A 17,144-nucleotide genomic window follows, 5' to 3' on the forward strand; every position below is an offset into this window, starting at 1 on the left:
AAGGGGGAGGAGGTGGGCCATGCGTGACACGTCGGTCACGATCCAGGACGTCGCGCGGGCCGCCGGCGTCTCACGCCAGACCGTCAGCAACGTGCTCAACACGCCCGCGATCGTGCGCGCCGAGACGCGCGATCGGGTGCAGCAGGCCATCGACCGGATGGGCTACGCCCCGCACGCGTCGGCGCGGCGGCTCCGCACCCGCCGCAGCGCGACCATCGGCATCCACCTCGACCCGTACGCGGGCGGCATCTCGGGCGTCGTCCTCGACCGGTTCGTCCACGCGCTCACGGAGCACGCCGGCGAACGCGGCCTGCGCGTCCTCGTCTACGCGGCATCCGACCACGACGAGGAGATCCGCCGCATGGCAGACCTCGTCGACGGCGGCGACGTGGACGCCGTCGTGATCACCGGCACCGCATACGGCGACCGGCGCATCGACTGGCTGACGCAGCGCGCCGTGCCGTTCGTCTCGTTCGGACGACCGTGGGGTGCGGACGACGTCGACGACCCGACCTACCTGTGGGTGGACGTCGACGGCGCGACGGGAACCCGCGCGGCGACCGCGCACGCGCTGAACCGGGGACCGCGGGTCGCCTTCCTCGGCTGGCCCGCCGGTTCGGCCACGGGAGACGACCGCGAGCGGGGCTGGCGCGAGGCGATGGCGGCGGCGGGCGCGCCGGCCGAGCTGCGCCTGGTCGCCGAGGAGACGGTGTCCGAGGCCCGCGACCGGGTCGCGGAGCTGCTGTCGGCGCGCGCCGTGGACGCCGTCGTCTGTGCAAGCGACACCCTCGCCGTCGGCGCGCACGTCGCGGCCGTCGCCGGGCACCGCCCGGACCTCGCGATCGTCGGGTTCGACAACACGCCCGCAGCCGAGGCGCTCGGGATCTCGAGCGTCGAGCAGCTGCCCGAGCTCGTCGCCGCGGGGACCCTCGACCTGCTGATGGCCGGCGGCCCCCGCATCGAACGGCGCACGCCGACGCCGGGCGAGGCGCACGTGCTCGTGGAGCCCCGCCTCGTCGTGCGCTGAGCGGACCGTCAGCGTCCGCCGATGCGGGCCGCGAGGGTGGCGGCGGCATCGGTCGCGAGCGCGGTCAGCCCGTTGACGTCGACGGCGGCGTCCGCCGGCCAGGTGACGGCGATGGCGGCGGCGGGCCAGCCGGCGTGGTCGCGCACCGCGACGCCGACCGAGCGCAGGCCGAGCGTGACCTCGCCGTCCTCCGTCGCGAAACCCCGGGCGCGGACTTCGCGCAGGAGCTCGCGCAGCTCGGCCGGCCGGGTGGGTCCACGGCCCGTGCGATCGGCGGCCAGGGCGGTGGCGTCCGGGAACAGCGCCCGGACCTGCTCGCGGGGGAGGGCGGCGAGCATCGCCCGGCCGGTCGCGGTGAGGTGGGCCGGCAGCCGCACGCCGACATCCGTGACGAGCGCCGGGCGGCGACGCGCCCGCTCCTCGACGATGTACAGGACGTCGCGGCCCGTCATCACCGCGAGGTGCGCGCTCTCCGATGCGCGGTCCGCGAGCTGCGCCACGAGCGGGCGACCGATCCGGGCGAGCGGCTCCTGGCGGGCATAGCCGCCGGCCAGTTCGAAGGCGGCCGTGCCGAGGCCCCAGCGGCGCTCGCCCTCGAGGTGCACGACGAAGCCGTGCGCGGCCATCGCGGCCAGCAGGTGGTAGACGCTCGAGCGCGGGATGCCGAGCTGCGTCGCGATCGTCTGCGCACCGACGGGGCCGCGCTGCCGGGCGAGGAACGCCAGGATCCGGAGCGTCTGGTCCGCTGCCGGGACCTGGGGACGTGCGGGCGAACTGTCTGGGATCACAGACACAGGATGCCAGGGGTGCATGGCCCGGCGACACCTCCCGCGGTGTGATGGGGGCATGCTGGCATCCGTCCCCACTCCCGTCCCGATCGGCGACGCGCCGCTGCGCCCCGAGCAGGTCGTCGCCGTCGCCCGGGACGACGCGCCCGTCGAGATCAGCGCCGCCGCCCTCGCCCGGGTGGCTGAGACGCGGGCGCTCATCGAGCGGCTCGCCGACGACCCCGCGCCGCACTACGGCATCTCGACCGGCTTCGGCGCCCTCGCCACCACGTTCATCGCGCCGGAGCGCCGGCGGCAGCTGCAGGCGAGTCTCATCCGGTCGCACGCCGCCGGCACCGGCGCCGAGGTCGAGCGCGAGGTCGTCCGCGCGCTGCAGGTGCTGCGGCTGCAGACGCTCGCGTCGGGACGGACGGGCGTCCGCCCCGTCGTGGTCCAGACGTACGCCGCGATGCTCAATGCCGGCATCGTCCCCGTGGTCCGGGAGTACGGCTCCCTCGGCTGCTCGGGCGACCTCGCGCCGCTGTCGCACATCGCGCTCGCCGCCCTCGGCGAAGGCGAGGTGCGGACGGCCGACGGCTCATCGGCGCCCGCGGCCCAGGCGCTGGCAGCCGCCGGCATCCCGCCGCTCGTCCTCGAGGAGAAGGAGGGACTCGCCCTCATCAACGGCACCGACGGCATGCTCGGGATGCTGGCCCTCGCGCTCGCCGACCTCGAGATGCTGCTGACGACCGCCGATCTCGCCGCCGCCATCTCGGTCGAGAGCCAGCTCGGGACGGATGCCGTGTTCGCCGCGGACCTCATGGCGCTCCGCCCGCAGGCCGGGCAGGCCGTGTCGGCCGCGAACCTGCGGCGAGCCCTGGCCGGATCGCCGCTCGTCGCGAGCCACCGCGACCCGGCCGTCTGCACGCGGGTGCAGGACGCCTACTCGCTGCGCTGCTCGCCGCAGGTGCACGGGGCGGCCCGCGACACCCTCGACCACGCGCGCACCATCGCGGAGCGGGAGCTCGCGGCGACGGTCGACAACCCGGTCGTCACCCCGGACGGTCGGGTCGAGTCCAACGGGAACTTCCACGGGGCGCCGGTCGCCGCCGTGCTGGACTTCCTCGCGATCGCGACCGCGGACGTGGCATCCGTCTCGGAGCGCCGCACCGACCGTGCGCTCGACCCGAGCCGCAGCAACGGGCTGCCGCCGTTCCTGGCCGACGAGGTCGGCGTCGACAGCGGACTCATGATCGCGCAGTACGCCGCCGCCGGCATCGTCTCGGAGCTCAAGCGGCTCGCCGTGCCGGCATCCGTCGACTCCATCCCGTCGTCCGCCATGCAGGAGGACCACGTCTCGATGGGCTGGGCGGCCGGCCGCAAGCTGCGCCGGGCGATCGACGGTCTCGCGCGGGTGCTCGCCATCGAGATCGTGACCGGATGCCGCGCCCTCGACCTGCGCGCCCCGCTCGAACCCGCCGCCGTGACCGGTGCCGTCCGCGCCCTCGTCCGGACGGTCGTCGCCGGGCCGGGCCCGGACCGGTACCTCTCGCCCGATCTGGAGGCCGTGACCGGGCTCGTGATCGCCGGCGAGGTGGCCGCGATCGCGGCCGCGACCCCGTAGCCAGAGACCCCGTCGTCGAGGAGGACGCCATGTCGACACCCCGCACCGTCCGCGCACCGCGCGGCCCCGAGCGCACCGCCAAGAGCTGGGGGGCCGAGGCCGCCAAGCGCATGCTGATGAACAACCTCGACCCGGATGTCGCCGAGCATCCCGAGGATCTCGTCGTCTACGGCGGCACCGGCCGCGCCGCCCGCAGCTGGGACGCCTACGACGCCATCGTCCGGACGCTCGACGAGCTCGAACCCGACGAGACCCTGCTCGTCCAGTCCGGAAAGCCCGTCGGCGTCTTCCGCACGCACGAGTGGGCCCCTCGCGTGCTGATCGCGAACTCGAACCTCGTCGGCGACTGGGCGACGTGGCCCGAGTTCCGGCGCCTGGAGCACCTCGGCCTCACGATGTACGGCCAGATGACCGCGGGCTCGTGGATCTACATCGGCACGCAGGGCATCCTGCAGGGCACGTACGAGACCTTCGCCGCGGTCGCGCGCTCGCGCGGCGGCGAGAGCCTCGCCGGCACCCTCACCCTCACCGGCGGCGCGGGCGGCATGGGAGGTGCGCAGCCGCTGGCCGTCACGATGAACGGCGGCGCCGTCCTCGTCGTCGACGTCGACGAGTCGCGGCTGCGGCGGCGCGTCGAGCACGGCTACCTCGACGCGTACACCGCCGATCTCGACGAGGCGGTGGCTCGCGCTCTCGCGGCGAAGGACGCCGGCGAGGCGCTGTCCGTCGGCGTCGTCGGCAACGCCGCGACCGTGTTCCCCGCGCTCCTCGCCCGCGGCACCGCGATCGACATCGTGACCGACCAGACCAGTGCGCACGATCCGCTGGCCTACCTCCCCGAGGAGGTCCCGTTCGAGCGGTGGAAGGAGGAGGCCGCGGCCGATCCGGCCGGCTTCACCGAGCGTGCACGGGCGTCGATGGCCCGGCACGTCGACGCGATGGTCGGCTTCCACGACGCCGGCGCCGCCGTCTTCGACTACGGCAACTCGATCCGTCGCGAGGCCCAGCTCGGCGGGTGCGAGCGCGCCTTCGACATCCCGGGATTCGTGCCGGCCTACATCCGCCCGCTGTTCGCCGAGGGGAAGGGGCCCTTCCGCTGGGTCGCTCTCTCGGGGGACCCCGAGGACATCGCGAAGACCGACCGCGCCGTCGCCGAGCTCTTCCCGCACGACACCGCACTCCACCGATGGCTCGAGAAGGCCGCCGACAGAGTCCCGGTCGAGGGGCTGCCGGCCCGCATCTGCTGGCTCGGCTATCAGGAGCGCCACCGGGCGGGTCTCCGGTTCAACGAGATGGTCGCCTCGGGCGAGCTCGCCGGTCCCATCGTCATCGGCCGCGATCACCTCGACGCCGGTTCGGTCGCCAGCCCCTACCGCGAGACGGAGGCGATGGCGGACGGATCGGACGCGATCGCGGACTGGCCGCTGCTCAACGCCCTGCTCAACACGGCGTCCGGCGCCTCCTGGGTGTCACTCCATCACGGCGGCGGCGTCGGCATCGGACGCTCCATCCACGCCGGACAGGTCACCGTCGCCGACGGCTCGCCGCTGGCGGCGGAGAAACTCGCCCGCGTCCTCGTCAACGACCCCGGCAGCGGCGTCATGCGGCACGTCGACGCCGGGTACGACCGGGCGAAGGAGGTCGCGCGGGAACGCGGCCTGGCCGTTCCCATGCTGGGCGACGCATGACCGCCACGCTCCTCACCGGTATCGGCGAGCTGACGACGAACGCGGATGCCGCGGATCCGACCGCGACGATCGCCGATGCGGCGCTCGTCGTCGAGGACGGACGGATCGCCTGGACCGGAGCCGCGGCAGACGCCCCGGCGGCCGACGCGTCGCTCGACCTCGGCGGGCGGGCTGTGGTCCCGGGTTTCGTCGACAGTCACACGCACCTCGTCTTCGCCGGCGACCGGGCCGACGAGTTCGAGGCCCGGATGACCGGCGCGGCGTATGCCGCAGGCGGCATCCGCCGGACCGTCGCCGCCACGCGGGCGGCGTCCGACGGCGGGCTGCGGAGCCGCCTGGCGCAGCTGGTGGCCGAGCTGCACGCCTCGGGGACCACGACCTTCGAGGTGAAGACGGGATACGACCTGACCGTCGCCGGGGAGGAGCGCCTCGCCCGGCTCGCCCGCGAGGTGACGGACGAGGTGACGTTCCTCGGCGCGCACGTCGTCCCCGCCGAGTTCGCGGGCGATCGGGACGCGTACGTCGACCTCGTCTGCGGGGCCATGCTCACCGCCGTCGCCCCGCACGCGCGCTGGGTGGACGTCTTCTGCGAGGAGGGCGCGTTCACGGCGGCGGAGGGCGAGCGCATCCTCCGGGCGGGGACGGATGCCGGCCTGGGCATCCGCGTCCACGGCAATCAGCTCGGCGCCGGTCCCGGCGTCCGGCTGGCGGTCCGGCTGGGGGCGGCATCCGTCGACCACTGCACGCACCTGACCGACGACGACGTCGCCGCACTGGCGGCATCCGACACGGTCGCGACGCTGCTGCCGGGCGTCGAGTTCTCGACCCGGCAGCCGTATCCCGACGCACGACGGCTGCTCGATGCGGGGGCCACCGTCGCCCTCGCGAGCGACTGCAATCCGGGATCGAGCTTCACGAGCTCGATGCCGCTCATGATCGCCCTGGCCGTCCGCGAGATGGGGATGACCGTCGGCGAGGCGGTCTGGGCCGCGACCGCCGGCGGTGCGCGCGCCCTGCGACGGGACGACGTCGGCGCCCTGGCCCCCGGCATGCGCGCCGACCTCGTGGTCCTGACGGCGCCGTCGCGCCGCCACCTCGCGTACCGTCCCGGCGTCCCGCTCGTGCATGCGGTGTACGCCGGGGGTCGACGGCTCAGCTGAGGTCGCCGGGCGTCTCGACCGCCCAGTCGACCGGGTCGATGGCCGTCCCGACGTCCCAGTCGTCGGTGTCCCAGACGAACGTCGCGACGGCGCAGGTCGGCATGTGGCCGATCCCGCCGCCCGAGAGCCGGTCCGCGAGCACCGTCATCCCGGGATCGTGCGCGACGACCAGGACAGCCCGGAGCCCGCTCGCCGCGGCGGCTGCCAGCAGCCGCGTCGCCGGGGCGCCGTAGAGGTCGCCGTCCAGCTCGAGGGGCGTATCGAGGGCGGCCGCGAAGTGCTCCGCCGTCGTACGCGCCCGCAGCGCCGTGGAGGAGACGACCCGCGCGGGACGGAAGCCGCGATCGGCGAGTCGCGCCGCCATGGCGGCCGCGTCGCGGCGGCCGCGCTCGGTCAGCGGGCGGTCGTGGTCGTCGAGCCCGGCACGGGGCGCCTCGCTCTTCGCATGCCGCGCGATCGCCAGCGTGATCACGCGAGCGCCCGTCCCGCGAGCAGCTCGAGGACGCAGAGGGCCGCGAGCCGGACGGTGCGTCCGTCCGGGGTGTCCGCCGTGGCATCCACCTCGACGATGTCGGCACTGACGACGCGCCGGTCCGTCGTCGCAGCCCGCACCAGGGCGCGCAGCTCCCACGCCTGCAGGCCGCCGGGGAGGGATGCCGGGCATCCCGGCGCGACGGCGCGGTCGCAGACGTCCACGTCGATGTCGAGGTGCACCTCGCCGGCGGCGCCGGCGATCGTCATCGCCTGGATCATGACGTCGTCGGCGCCCCGCCGCCGCACCTCGTCGAGCGGGATGACCGTGATGCCGAGCGCGGCCGCGCGGCGCGCGTAGACGGCGGAGTTCGCGAAGTCGGCGATGCCGATCTGGACGATGCACCGCGGGTCGAGTCCGCCCTCGACGAGCCGCCGCACCGGCGAACCGTTGGACACGCCGTCGCGCAGGTCGAGGTGCGCATCGACGGTGACGAGCCCCGTCGCCGCGGCGCCGCGTGCCGCCCCGTACGTGATCGAGTTGTCGCCGCCGAGCGCGACGACGAGCCCCGCGTCACGGCGCAGCTCCGCGACCCGGTGCTGGACGCGGGCCTCGCCGTCGGGTCCGTCGGGATCGTCGACGTCGCCGGCATCCGCGATCCGGAGAACCTCGGCGAGATCGGTCGGCTCGGGCAGCAGCACCGTCGAGCTGAACCGGCGCAGGGCCTCGCGGATGGCGGCGGGGGTCGCGTGTGCGCCCGTCGGGGACAGCGAGGTGCGGAACGCGGGCAGGCCGAGCAGCACCGCGTCGACGGCGCCCTCGGGAGCCGGCCAGTCGCCGGCGCGGGGCCAGCGGGGATCGTCATGAAGGGGAGGAGTCACAGGTACACCCACGCGTCCTTTCCATCCGAGAGCCGCACGCGCGTGCGGCGGAACGTCGCCATCTGCACCTCGTCGGCGGCCTCGAGCTCGATCAGCTCGAGCCGCAGGACCTCGCCGGGGACCTTGTCGAGCGGGTCGCCGGTGCGCCGCAGCACCGGCTGGACGACGGGGCCGCCGGCATCCGTGAACCGGCCGTCCGCGATGCCCTGGACGCTCGCGGTGTAGCCGGGCAGGATGCCGGGCTCGCTCTCGACGATCCGCCCGAACGTGTCGAGCTGCAGGTCGCGCTGACGGAGGGCGCCGTACACGAACAGGCGCTCGAGCCGAGGAGCCGTCATGCTCCACAGGCTAGTCAGGGGAGCAGGGCGTGCGCGACGGTGAAGATGGCGAGACCGGCCAGCGCGCCGACGATCGTGCCGTTGAGTCGGATGTACTGCAGGTCGCGACCGACCATGAGCTCGATCTTCTGACTTGTCTCGTCGGCATCCCAGCGCTCGACCGTGTCGGTGATGATCGAGGCGATGTCGTGGCGGTACCGGTCGACGAGGAACACGGCGGCATCCGCGATCCGACCGTCGACGCGACCCTGCAGGGCCGTGTCGGTCGCGAGGCGCTCGCCGAGGTCGCTGAGCGCGGCCGCCACGCGTCGCCGCAGGCCGCTGTCCTCGTCGGCGAGGGCGCGCAGCAGGCCCGACTTGGCGGTGTTCCACGCGTCGGCGGCGAGCGCCCGCACCCGGGGACTGTCGAACACGGCGCTCTTGGCGCCTTCGAGGCGGGCGATGGTCTCGTCGTCGTGCTGCAGGTTCTCGGCGAGACGGCTGAGGTACTGGTCGAGCGCGCGACGTGCGGGATGGTCGGGGTCGCGCTGCACGGCCTCGACGAACTTCGTGGCCTCGTGGTAGACGGTGTCGTCGACGAGCCGCATGGCCACCGACGGCACCCACGAGGGCAGGCGACGCGAGACGAGGCCGTCGAACGCCTCGCGGTTGGCGGCCAGCCACCGCCCGATGCTGTCGACGCCCAGATCGACGGCGCCGCGGTGCGCGTCCGCCTGGACGACGCGGTCGAGCCATCCGCCCACCGACGGCCCCCACGAGGGACTGAGCAGGTGTTCGTGGGCGAGGTCGCTGATGAGGTCCTGCACCTCGTCGTCGCTGAGCGCGGTGAGCACGCCGGTCGCCATCGCCGACGCCTCACCGGCGACCCGGGTCGCATGCTCGGGCTGCTGCAGCCACACTCCGGCGGTGCGGGCGATGGACGCCGAGTCGAGCTTCTGGCGGACGACGGACGCCTCGAGGAAGTTCGTCTCCACGAACTCTCCCAGCGTGCGACCGATCTCGTCCTTGCGACGCGGGATGATCGCGGTGTGCGGGATGGGGATCCCGAGCGGATGCCGGAAGAGCGCCGTCACGGCGAACCAGTCGGCGAGGGCACCCACCATGCCGCCTTCGGCCGCGGCGCGGACGTAGCCGAGGGCCGGCACCTGATCCTGCAGGACGAACGCGACGACGAAGACCACCGCCATGAACCCGAGCGCGCCGAGCGCGACGGCCTTCATGGTGCGGAGGCCGCGGTGCCGCTGCTGGTCGGCGGCGCTCAGCGTGCCGTAGGGGAGTCGGGCCATTCGGCCATCCTGCCATGCGCGCCGCCGCCCGCCGCCGGACGGCCGCGCCCGCTGGTCGACGGCGGACCTCAGCCGTCGAGCGGGCCCAGCCAGGCGGTGGCGACGGCGCTGTGCACCGACTCGGGGTCGGAGGGATGGAACATGCCCGCGAGCACGTCCCGGTAGAGCCGGCTCAGCTCGTTGCGGGTGAAGTACGACGAGCCGCCCGCGACGAGCATCGCCTCGTCGACCACCTGCTTGGCCGTCGTCACGGCGCGGTGCTTGACGGCGCTCAGCCGAGGGAACCACATCGCGCCGTGGTCGGCCCGCTCGTCGACGTCCCGCGCGAGCTGCTCGACCTGGACGGGCAGGGCGTCGTAGGCGAGGGCCATGTCGGCGACCCGCCAGCGGATGTCGGGGTCCTGGCTGTACGCCCGACCGGTCTTCTTCGAGGTCCGCGTCCTCGCCGTCTGCACCGCGAGATCCAGGGCGCGGCGTGCGACGCCGGTGTACACCGACGCGAGCAGCAGCTCGAACACACTGAAGATGCCGAACACGAGCGGATCGGGGTTCGGTCCCGGGGCCAGCCGCCGCACGACGCGATCGGCGGGGGCAACGGCGCCGTGCAGCTCGGTCGTCCGCGACTGCGTTCCGCGCATCCCCACCGTGTCCCAGTCGTCGCGGGTGACGATCGCGCCCGTCCGCGGAACGAAGGCGTACACGAGCCGCGGCTGCGCCGGGTCCGACGTGTCGAGTCCGTGCAGGCCCAGCTGCGTCCAGACGGGGGCGAGGGAGGTGAAGATCTTCGTCCCGGTGAAGGCGTACGAGCCGTCGGCCCGAGGCGCGGCATCCGTGTCGCTGCCGAAGAGGACGAGATCGTTCCCCGCCTCGCTGATCCCGAAGGCGAAGACCTCGCCCGAGACCGCGCCCTCCTGCACGAAGCGCAGGGCGTCGTCGCCCCGGTCCGCCATCACCTTCGCCACGCCCGTCCAGACGAGGTGCATGTTGACGGCGAGGGCGGTGGCGGGCGCCGCCGTCGCGAGGCGCTGCTGCAGGACGGATGCCTCGGCGAGGCCCAGCCCGGCGCCGCCGAGCGCCGCGGGCACGAGGATCGACAGGTACCCCGCCGCGGTCAGGTCGGCGAGGTCCGCCTCGGGGAAGACGTTGTCGGCGTCCACCTGGGGTGCGCGGGACCGGATCCGCTCCAGGAGGTCGTCGGGCAGGTGGACGCTCGGGTCGAAGGCCATGGCGCGATCCTCTTAGTCGAGCGCCGCGAGGAGCGCCGCGGCCGCGGCGTCGGGGTCGTCGCGGTGCGGGGAGTGGCCGGTGCCGGCGACGACCGACATCGTGATGAGCGGGTTCGCCCGCACCTCGTCCGCCAGGGCGCCGGCGAAGATGGAGTACACCTCGGGATCGCCCGCGATGACGTGGGTCGGCACGGCGAGCCGGGCGGCGGCGCCTCGCACGTCCCAGGGGGTGTTCTGGATGCTGGTCTGCTCGACGCCCCACCGGCTCGCCTGCGCGGCGGCGGCGGCCTTCAGCTCGATGTCGAGCTCGTGCCAGTTCGGGTGCTCCGCCCGGACCCCGGCGGTCGACGTGTCGGCGAACGCCCGTTCCTGACTCGCCCGGACGGTCTCGCGATCGCGGTCGGCGAGGTGGATCGCCGGGTCGACGAGCACGAGACGGCGAGTCCATCCCGGTGCCGCGGCGCTCGCGACGGTCGCGGCGGCGCCGCCCAGCGAATGGCCCACCACGAGGTCCCAGGGCTCGTCGTCCGGCGCGCCGCTGTGGAGGAGGTCCGCCGCATAGGCCGCGATCGTGTAGTCGAGCGTCCGAGGCGCCGCCCCGTGGCCGCGCAGGTCGACGGCGTCCGCGCGCCAGCCGGCATCCGCGAGCGCCACCGCGTACCGCCACATGAGCGCGCCCGAGGAGCCGAGTCCGTGGACGAGGAGGGCGCGCCGCTCGGCGGACGGCAGACCCCAGCTGAGACGGGGAAGGGCGACGGGGGCTGGCATGATCACAGCCTATTGTCGGACGGATGCCGCCCCCGGGCCCCCGCGCGGGCGCGATGATGGTCGGATGATCTCCACCGACCTGGCCCGCGAGCTGCGGGCGACCGGCCTGATCTGGCATCCGCGAGCGGGGGACCGCTTCCAGCTGGACGAGCCCGAGTTCGAGGCGGACGTCTACACGGTGAGCGACATGACCGTCGAGGCGCGCAGCTATCCGACGGGCGATCTCCTCGCCTTCAACGGGACGACGGAGTGGGCCCTCGATTCGATCGCGCTGGAGGACGCCCTGTGGCTCCCGTCCGAGGCGCAGCTGCGCGAGATGCTGCGCGGCGCCTTCCGTGCGCTGACGCGTCTGCCCGACACGTACGAGGTGGCGATCGAGGTCGGCGGCGCGGAGCACCGCTTCCGCCATCCCGAGCCCGCGGACGCCTACGGGCAGGCGGTGCTCTTCCTGCTGGTGCGGGTCGTCTGACCGTCAGGTGATGACCGGCACGGGTTCCGTGTCGGGGATGGGGCTCGCGTCGCGTCCGCGCAGATCGGGGAAGTGGCGGACGAACACGATCGCGACGAGCATGCCCGCGATGGCGAACAGCGCCGCCGCCCAGAACGCGCCGACCGCGCCGACGCCGTCGATGAGGAACCCGGCCACGGCGGATCCGGCGGCGGAGCCGATGAGCTGACCGGTGCCGATCCAGCCGTAGGCCTCGGCCGTCTCGCTGAACTTCACGCTCGCGCTGGTCATGGCGAACATGACGGCGAGGGCGGGGGCGATGCCGATGCCGGCGACGAACAGCGTCGCGCCCATCCACCAGATGTCGAGGGAGACGACGAGGGCGGTGACGCCGACCGCGACGATCGCGAAGCGGCGTGCCATCGCCCAGCGGCCGATCGGGATGTGACCGAACGACAGGCCGCCGGCGAGGCTGCCGACCGAGAACACCGCGAGGATGATCCCCGCTTCGAGCCCGTCGTGGCCGAACGCGCCGACGACGCCGGCCTCGATCGCCGCACACGCGCCCACGAGGAGGAAGCCGGTGACGGTGCCGAGGAGCACGACCGGCTTGCCGAGCACACGGCCGAGGCCGCGGCGGCTGCGCGGGATGCGGACGCGGCCGACCTCGGGGGAGAACAGGAACCACGCTCCGCCGCCGATCAGGATGACGACGATGAGGAGCAGTGCGGGTGTGGTCCCCACCTGCGTCGCCACGAAGGTGATGACCACCGGCGCGATGATCCAGATGATCTCCTGCAGGCTCGCGTCCAGCGAGAACAGCGGCGTGAGCTGGCGGGAATTCACGATCTTCGGATAGATCGTGCGGACGGCCGGCTGCACCGGCGGGTTGGAGATGCCGGAGAGGAACGCGAAGACCATGAAGCCCACGAGCGACAGCGGCGCGAGTGCCAGCACCAGCACGGCCGCCGCGCAGACGATCGTCGTGAGCGCGAGCACGCGGCGCATGCCCCAGACCCCCATCCAGCGGCTCGTCACGGGACCGGCGATGGCCTGGCCGACGGATGCCGCCGCCAGCACGAGGCCCGCGGCGCCGTAGGAGCCGGTGCTCTGCTCGACATGGAGCAGGATCGCGAGGCTCGTCATGCCGCTCGGGAAGCGGGCGGTCAGCTGTGCGGCGATGATGCGCGCCACCCCGGGTACGCGCAGAAGCTCCTGATATCCCGCCACCCTCCCACCGTAATCGCCGCGACCGGCCGGAGCGACACGGCGGCGGGGACGGCGGCGGGGACGGGTCCGACACGCCGCGACACGCCCGGTCGGCCCCGCGGCGGGGAATCGGATGTCGGAACCGCGGCGTAGCGTCCGATCTGTGGAGAGATCCACCCGCAGCGCGTCGACTCGCCCGTCATCCCGGCCTTTTCGGACTCCGGAATCAACCCCGTTCCTGTGGATGAAATGGTGGACAAGTTGTGTTGTACCTGTGGAGGAACGTACGAAAACTACACGGATGTAACTACTAGCCCTTGTGGTGCTAGCCAGTGTCCGTACCCATATGTAGTATTGAGCTCCCGGCGGCACCCCAGCCGGAAGAACCCAGATCTCCCGAGCGAAGAAGGATCGAGACATGGCGATCACCGTCTACACGAAGCCGTCGTGCGTGCAGTGCAACGCGACCTACCGCGCGCTGGATTCGAAGGGCATCGAATACGAGGTCCTGGACCTCTCCGAGGACCCGGCGGCGCTCGAGCGGGTCAAGTCGCTCGGCTACCTGCAGGCTCCGGTCGTCGTCACCGACGAGGACCACTGGTCGGGCTTCCGTCCCGACAAGATCGACGAGCTGGCCTCGCGCCTGGTCTGAGCGATGAGCGCGGCCGTCGGAACGCACGTGCCGCTGCTCGTCTACTTCTCGAGCGTGTCGGGCAACACGGCGCGATTCATCGAGAAGCTCGGGATGCCGGCCCGCCGCATCCCGCTCCACTCCACCGCACCTCTCCTCCACGTCGACGAGCCGTACGTGCTGGTCACCCCCACGTACGGGGGAGGCCAGGGCCGCGGCGAGGAGAAGGGCGCGGTACCCAGGCAGGTCATCCGGTTCCTCAACGACGAGGGCAATCGGAGACTGCTCCGCGGGGTCATCTCCGCAGGGAACAGCAATTTCGGCGAGTCCTTCGGGCTCGCCGGAGAGATCATCAGCCGCAAGTGTTCTGTGCCGCACTTGTATCGGATTGAAGTATTCGGCACGCCCGAGGACGTCGACCGCGTGAGCGGCGGATTGGAAGACTGGTGGAAGCTGCAGTGACGGATATGGCCTTCAAGACGGAGGCGCGCTTCGAGGGCATGGATTACCACGCCCTCAACGCGATGCTGAACCTGTACGGCGCGGACGGGAAGATCCAGTTCGACGCCGACCGTCGTGCGGCGCGGGAGTACTTCCTGCAGCACGTGAACCAGAACACGGTGTTCTTCCACTCCCTCAAGGAGAAGCTCGACTACCTCGTCGAGAAGGAGTACTACGAGGGCGCGGTCATCGACCAGTACCCCTTCGAGTTCATCCAGGCGCTCAACGACCGCGCATACGCGGCGAAGTTCCGCTTCGACACCTTCCTCGGCGCGTTCAAGTACTACACGAGCTACACGCTCAAGACGTTCGACGGCAAGCGCTACCTCGAGCGCTTCGAGGACCGCGTCGTGATGACGGCGCTCGCGCTCGCCGACGGGGACCAGGGCCTCGCGACCAAGCTCGTCGACGAGATCCTGTCGGGTCGCTTCCAGCCCGCCACGCCGACCTTCCTCAACGCCGGCAAGGCGCAGCGCGGCGAGCTCGTCTCGTGCTTCCTGCTGCGCATCGAGGACAACATGGAGTCGATCGCCCGCGGCATCAACTCCGCCCTCCAGCTGTCCAAGCGCGGCGGCGGCGTGGCGCTGCTGCTGTCGAACATCCGCGAGGCGGGTGCGCCGATCAAGCAGATCGAGAACCAGTCCAGCGGCATCATCCCCGTCATGAAGCTGCTCGAAGACAGCTTCAGCTACGCCAACCAGCTCGGTGCGCGTCAGGGCGCCGGTGCCGTCTACCTCTCGGCGCACCACCCCGACATCATGAAGTTCCTCGACACCAAGCGCGAGAACGCGGACGAGAAGATCCGCATCAAGACGCTGTCCCTCGGTGTCGTCGTCCCCGACATCACCTTCGAGCTCGCCCGCAACGACGAGGACATGTACCTGTTCTCGCCGTACGACGTCGAGAAGGTCTACGGCGTTCCGTTCGGCGACATCTCGGTGACCGAGAAGTATCGCGAGATGGTCGACGACGCGCGCATCAAGAAGACGAAGATCAACGCGCGCGAGTTCTTCCAGACCCTCGCCGAGATCCAGTTCGAGTCGGGCTACCCGTACATCATGTTCGAGGACACGGTGAACCGGGCGAACCCGATCAAGGGCCGGATCAACATGTCGAACCTGTGCTCCGAGATCCTCCAGGTCAACACGCCGACGACGTTCAGCGAGGACCTCTCGTACGACTCGATCGGCAAGGACATCTCCTGCAACCTCGGGTCGATGAACATCGCCCTCGCCATGGACGGGCGGAACCTCGCCGGCACCGTGGAAACGAGCATCCGTGCCCTCACCGCTGTCAGCGACCAGAGCCACATCCGCTCGGTCCGCTCCATCGAGGACGGCAACGACCGCTCGCACGCGATCGGCCTGGGCCAGATGAACCTGCACGGTTTCCTCGCCCGCGAGCACATCCACTACGGGTCCGAAGAGGGCATCGACTTCACGAACATCTACTTCTACACGGTGCTGTTCCACGCCCTGCGGGCGTCCAACACCATCGCCATCGAGCGCAGCCAGGTGTTCGACGGGTTCTGGGACTCCACGTACGCCACCGGAGAGTTCTTCGACAAGTACATCGAGCAGGAGTGGAAGCCGGCGACGCCGCGCGTCGCGGAGCTGTTCGACGGCATCGCCATCCCGACGCGGGAGGACTGGGCCGAGCTGAAGGCATCGATCCAGAAGCACGGCATCTACAACCAGAACCTCCAGGCCGTCCCGCCGACCGGCTCGATCTCGTACATCAACAACTCGACGAGCTCGATCCACCCGATCGCGTCGAAGATCGAGATCCGCAAGGAAGGCAAGATCGGCCGCGTCTACTACCCGGCGCCGTTCATGACGAACGAGAACCTCGAGTACTACGAAGACGCGTACGAGATCGGCTACGAGAAGGTCATCGACACCTACGCGGCTGCCACCCAGCACGTCGACCAGGGCCTGTCGCTGACGCTGTTCTTCAAGGACACCGCGACCACCCGCGACATCAACAAGGCCCAGATCTACGCGTGGCGCAAGGGCATCAAGACCATCTACTACATCCGTCTGCGTCAGATGGCCCTCGAGGGCACCGACATGGCGGAGTGCGTCTCCTGCATGCTCTGAGCGACCAGGAACCGACGAAGGAAACGACGACATGACTCCCGAACCCCTGAAGCTGCTGAGCTCGGTCCAGGCGATCAACTGGAACCGCATTCAGGACGACAAGGACCTCGAGGTGTGGAACCGCCTCGTGAACAACTTCTGGCTGCCCGAGAAGGTGCCGCTGTCCAACGACGTGCAGTCGTGGGCGACGCTCACCCCCGAGGAACGGACCGCCACGATGCGCGTGTTCACCGGGCTGACCCTCCTGGACACGATCCAGGGGACGGTCGGCGCCGTCTCGCTGATCCCGGATGCCATCACCCCGCACGAGGAGGCGGTGTACACCAACATCGCCTTCATGGAGTCGGTGCACGCGAAGAGCTACTCGTCGATCTTCTCGACGCTCGCCTCGACGCCCGAGATCGACGACGCCTTCCGCTGGTCCACCGAGAACGAGAACCTTCAGAAGAAGGCTCACATCGTCATGGACTACTACCGCGGCGACGAGCCCCTGAAGCGCAAGGTCGCCTCGACCCTGCTGGAGTCGTTCCTGTTCTACTCGGGCTTCTACCTGCCGCTGCACTGGTCGAGCAAGGCGAAGCTGACGAACACCGCCGACATCATCCGCCTCATCATCCGTGACGAGGCCGTGCACGGTTATTACATCGGCTACAAGTTCCAGCGCGGACTCGAGCGGCTCGGCCAGGCCGAGCGCGACGAGCTCAAGGACTACACGTTCTCGCTGCTCTACGAGCTCTACGACAACGAGGTGCAGTACACGCAGGACCTCTACGACGGCATCGGACTCACCGAGGACGTCAAGAAGTTCCTGCACTACAACGCCAACAAGGCGCTCATGAACCTCGGCTTCGAGGCCATGTTCCCCGCGACGGTCACCAACGTGAACCCGGCGATCCTGTCGGCGCTCTCGCCCAACGCGGACGAGAACCACGACTTCTTCTCGGGATCGGGTTCCTCGTACGTGATCGGCAAGGCCGTCGCGACCGAGGACGACGACTGGGACTTCTGAGAGAGTTCGC

17 protein-coding genes are annotated in these 17,144 nt (G+C 71.4%); 9 read left to right on the forward strand and 8 right to left on the reverse strand.

All coding sequences use genetic code 11. The features are described from left to right. Positions 1 to 19 precede the first annotated feature (19 nt). Positions 20 to 1,027: a LacI family DNA-binding transcriptional regulator gene (locus AB3M83_RS06205; RefSeq protein WP_412946021.1), complete on the forward strand. Its 1,008-nt coding sequence runs from the start codon at positions 20 to 22 to the stop codon at positions 1,025 to 1,027. Between the two features lie 8 nt (positions 1,028 to 1,035). On the opposite strand, the gene AB3M83_RS06210 is transcribed toward AB3M83_RS06205, so the two are convergent. Further along, the gene (locus AB3M83_RS06210) at positions 1,036 to 1,839 is read right to left on the reverse strand and encodes an IclR family transcriptional regulator (protein ID WP_412946022.1); all 804 of its coding nucleotides are present in this window, start codon (positions 1,837 to 1,839) and stop codon (positions 1,036 to 1,038) included. A gap of 34 nt (positions 1,840 to 1,873) precedes the next feature. Here AB3M83_RS06210 and hutH point away from each other — a divergent pair, with 34 nt between their 5' ends. From hutH to hutI, 3 genes are read left to right on the forward strand one after another with little or no spacing between them, the layout of a single operon-like run. Next, complete coding sequence (gene hutH, locus AB3M83_RS06215) at positions 1,874 to 3,418, forward strand: histidine ammonia-lyase (RefSeq protein ID WP_412946024.1); 1,545 nt, start codon at positions 1,874 to 1,876, stop codon at positions 3,416 to 3,418. Positions 3,419 to 3,447: 29 nt separating this feature from the next. Further along, a complete protein-coding gene (gene hutU / locus AB3M83_RS06220) occupies positions 3,448 to 5,106 on the forward strand; it encodes a urocanate hydratase (RefSeq protein WP_412946025.1) in 1,659 nt (552 codons plus the stop codon). Further along, positions 5,103 to 6,266 (forward strand): imidazolonepropionase, encoded by a 1,164-nt coding sequence (hutI, locus tag AB3M83_RS06225; RefSeq protein WP_412946027.1) that lies wholly within the window; start codon positions 5,103 to 5,105, stop codon positions 6,264 to 6,266. The genes hutU and hutI overlap by 4 nt, the downstream gene beginning before the upstream one ends. On the opposite strand, the gene AB3M83_RS06230 is transcribed toward hutI, so the two are convergent. The 6 genes from AB3M83_RS06230 to AB3M83_RS06255 all read right to left on the reverse strand — a co-directional run bounded on the left by AB3M83_RS06230 (position 6,259) and on the right by AB3M83_RS06255 (position 11,237). Further along, the gene (locus AB3M83_RS06230) at positions 6,259 to 6,738 is read right to left on the reverse strand and encodes a SixA phosphatase family protein (RefSeq protein ID WP_412946028.1); all 480 of its coding nucleotides are present in this window, start codon (positions 6,736 to 6,738) and stop codon (positions 6,259 to 6,261) included. The two genes, hutI and AB3M83_RS06230, sit on opposite strands and share 8 nt — an antisense overlap. Next, complete coding sequence (locus tag AB3M83_RS06235; protein WP_412946029.1) at positions 6,735 to 7,619, reverse strand: arginase family protein; 885 nt, start codon at positions 7,617 to 7,619, stop codon at positions 6,735 to 6,737. The genes AB3M83_RS06230 and AB3M83_RS06235 overlap by 4 nt, the downstream gene beginning before the upstream one ends. Further along, entirely contained in the window at positions 7,616 to 7,957 is a 342-nt protein-coding gene (locus AB3M83_RS06240; RefSeq protein ID WP_412946031.1) for a gamma-glutamylcyclotransferase family protein, read from the reverse strand. Before AB3M83_RS06240 ends, AB3M83_RS06235 begins: the two co-directional genes overlap by 4 nt. A gap of 14 nt (positions 7,958 to 7,971) precedes the next feature. Beyond that, positions 7,972 to 9,243, reverse strand: a complete 1,272-nt coding sequence (locus tag AB3M83_RS06245; protein WP_412946034.1) for a DUF445 domain-containing protein — start codon at positions 9,241 to 9,243, stop codon at positions 7,972 to 7,974. Between the two features lie 68 nt (positions 9,244 to 9,311). Then, positions 9,312 to 10,469, reverse strand: a complete 1,158-nt coding sequence (locus AB3M83_RS06250; protein ID WP_412946036.1) for an acyl-CoA dehydrogenase family protein — start codon at positions 10,467 to 10,469, stop codon at positions 9,312 to 9,314. A 12-nt stretch (positions 10,470 to 10,481) separates the two neighbouring features. Continuing rightward, on the reverse strand, positions 10,482 to 11,237 hold the full coding sequence (locus tag AB3M83_RS06255) for an alpha/beta fold hydrolase (RefSeq protein ID WP_412946039.1): 756 nt from the start codon (positions 11,235 to 11,237) through the stop codon (positions 10,482 to 10,484). A gap of 64 nt (positions 11,238 to 11,301) precedes the next feature. On the opposite strand from AB3M83_RS06255, the gene AB3M83_RS06260 reads away from it, so the two are divergent. Continuing rightward, positions 11,302 to 11,706, forward strand: a complete 405-nt coding sequence (locus tag AB3M83_RS06260) for a pilus assembly protein CpaE (protein WP_412946042.1) — start codon at positions 11,302 to 11,304, stop codon at positions 11,704 to 11,706. Between the two features lie 3 nt (positions 11,707 to 11,709). Here AB3M83_RS06260 and AB3M83_RS06265 read toward each other — a convergent pair whose 3' ends face one another. Further along, positions 11,710 to 12,915 carry an MFS transporter gene (locus tag AB3M83_RS06265; protein ID WP_412946044.1) on the reverse strand — a complete coding sequence of 402 codons (1,206 nt, stop codon included), beginning with the start codon at positions 12,913 to 12,915 and terminating at the stop codon, positions 11,710 to 11,712. Positions 12,916 to 13,312: 397 nt separating this feature from the next. Between AB3M83_RS06265 and nrdH the strand changes: the two genes are divergently transcribed. Genes nrdH through nrdF form a run of 4 tightly spaced genes read left to right on the forward strand, consistent with a single transcriptional unit; the run spans position 13,313 to position 17,134 of the window. Continuing rightward, positions 13,313 to 13,546, forward strand: a complete 234-nt coding sequence (nrdH, locus tag AB3M83_RS06270; RefSeq protein ID WP_283714487.1) for a glutaredoxin-like protein NrdH — start codon at positions 13,313 to 13,315, stop codon at positions 13,544 to 13,546. 3 nt (positions 13,547 to 13,549) lie between these two features. Next, the gene (nrdI, locus tag AB3M83_RS06275) at positions 13,550 to 13,987 is read left to right on the forward strand and encodes a class Ib ribonucleoside-diphosphate reductase assembly flavoprotein NrdI (protein WP_412946045.1); all 438 of its coding nucleotides are present in this window, start codon (positions 13,550 to 13,552) and stop codon (positions 13,985 to 13,987) included. A 5-nt stretch (positions 13,988 to 13,992) separates the two neighbouring features. Beyond that, the gene (gene nrdE / locus AB3M83_RS06280; protein WP_412946046.1) at positions 13,993 to 16,125 is read left to right on the forward strand and encodes a class 1b ribonucleoside-diphosphate reductase subunit alpha; all 2,133 of its coding nucleotides are present in this window, start codon (positions 13,993 to 13,995) and stop codon (positions 16,123 to 16,125) included. Between the two features lie 31 nt (positions 16,126 to 16,156). Continuing rightward, complete coding sequence (gene nrdF / locus AB3M83_RS06285) at positions 16,157 to 17,134, forward strand: class 1b ribonucleoside-diphosphate reductase subunit beta (protein WP_412946048.1); 978 nt, start codon at positions 16,157 to 16,159, stop codon at positions 17,132 to 17,134. Positions 17,135 to 17,144: the final 10 nt, after the last annotated feature.

The organism is Microbacterium pasadenense, from assembly GCF_047246565.1.
In the GTDB taxonomy this organism is placed as follows: domain Bacteria; phylum Actinomycetota; class Actinomycetes; order Actinomycetales; family Microbacteriaceae; genus Microbacterium.

Coding starts and splice junctions, on each gene's coding strand:
- AB3M83_RS06205 (WP_412946021.1), top strand. CDS start 20: ATGCGTGACACGTCGGTCACGATCCAGGACGTCGCGCGGGCCGCCGGC.
- AB3M83_RS06210 (WP_412946022.1), bottom strand. CDS start 1,839: ATGCACCCCTGGCATCCTGTGTCTGTGATCCCAGACAGTTCGCCCGCA.
- hutH (WP_412946024.1), top strand. CDS start 1,874: ATGCTGGCATCCGTCCCCACTCCCGTCCCGATCGGCGACGCGCCGCTG.
- hutU (WP_412946025.1), top strand. CDS start 3,448: ATGTCGACACCCCGCACCGTCCGCGCACCGCGCGGCCCCGAGCGCACC.
- hutI (WP_412946027.1), top strand. CDS start 5,103: ATGACCGCCACGCTCCTCACCGGTATCGGCGAGCTGACGACGAACGCG.
- AB3M83_RS06240 (WP_412946031.1), bottom strand. CDS start 7,957: ATGACGGCTCCTCGGCTCGAGCGCCTGTTCGTGTACGGCGCCCTCCGT.
- AB3M83_RS06245 (WP_412946034.1), bottom strand. CDS start 9,243: ATGGCCCGACTCCCCTACGGCACGCTGAGCGCCGCCGACCAGCAGCGG.
- AB3M83_RS06250 (WP_412946036.1), bottom strand. CDS start 10,469: ATGGCCTTCGACCCGAGCGTCCACCTGCCCGACGACCTCCTGGAGCGG.
- AB3M83_RS06255 (WP_412946039.1), bottom strand. CDS start 11,237: ATGCCAGCCCCCGTCGCCCTTCCCCGTCTCAGCTGGGGTCTGCCGTCC.
- AB3M83_RS06260 (WP_412946042.1), top strand. CDS start 11,302: ATGATCTCCACCGACCTGGCCCGCGAGCTGCGGGCGACCGGCCTGATC.
- nrdH (WP_283714487.1), top strand. CDS start 13,313: ATGGCGATCACCGTCTACACGAAGCCGTCGTGCGTGCAGTGCAACGCG.
- nrdI (WP_412946045.1), top strand. CDS start 13,550: ATGAGCGCGGCCGTCGGAACGCACGTGCCGCTGCTCGTCTACTTCTCG.
- nrdE (WP_412946046.1), top strand. CDS start 13,993: ATGGCCTTCAAGACGGAGGCGCGCTTCGAGGGCATGGATTACCACGCC.
- nrdF (WP_412946048.1), top strand. CDS start 16,157: ATGACTCCCGAACCCCTGAAGCTGCTGAGCTCGGTCCAGGCGATCAAC.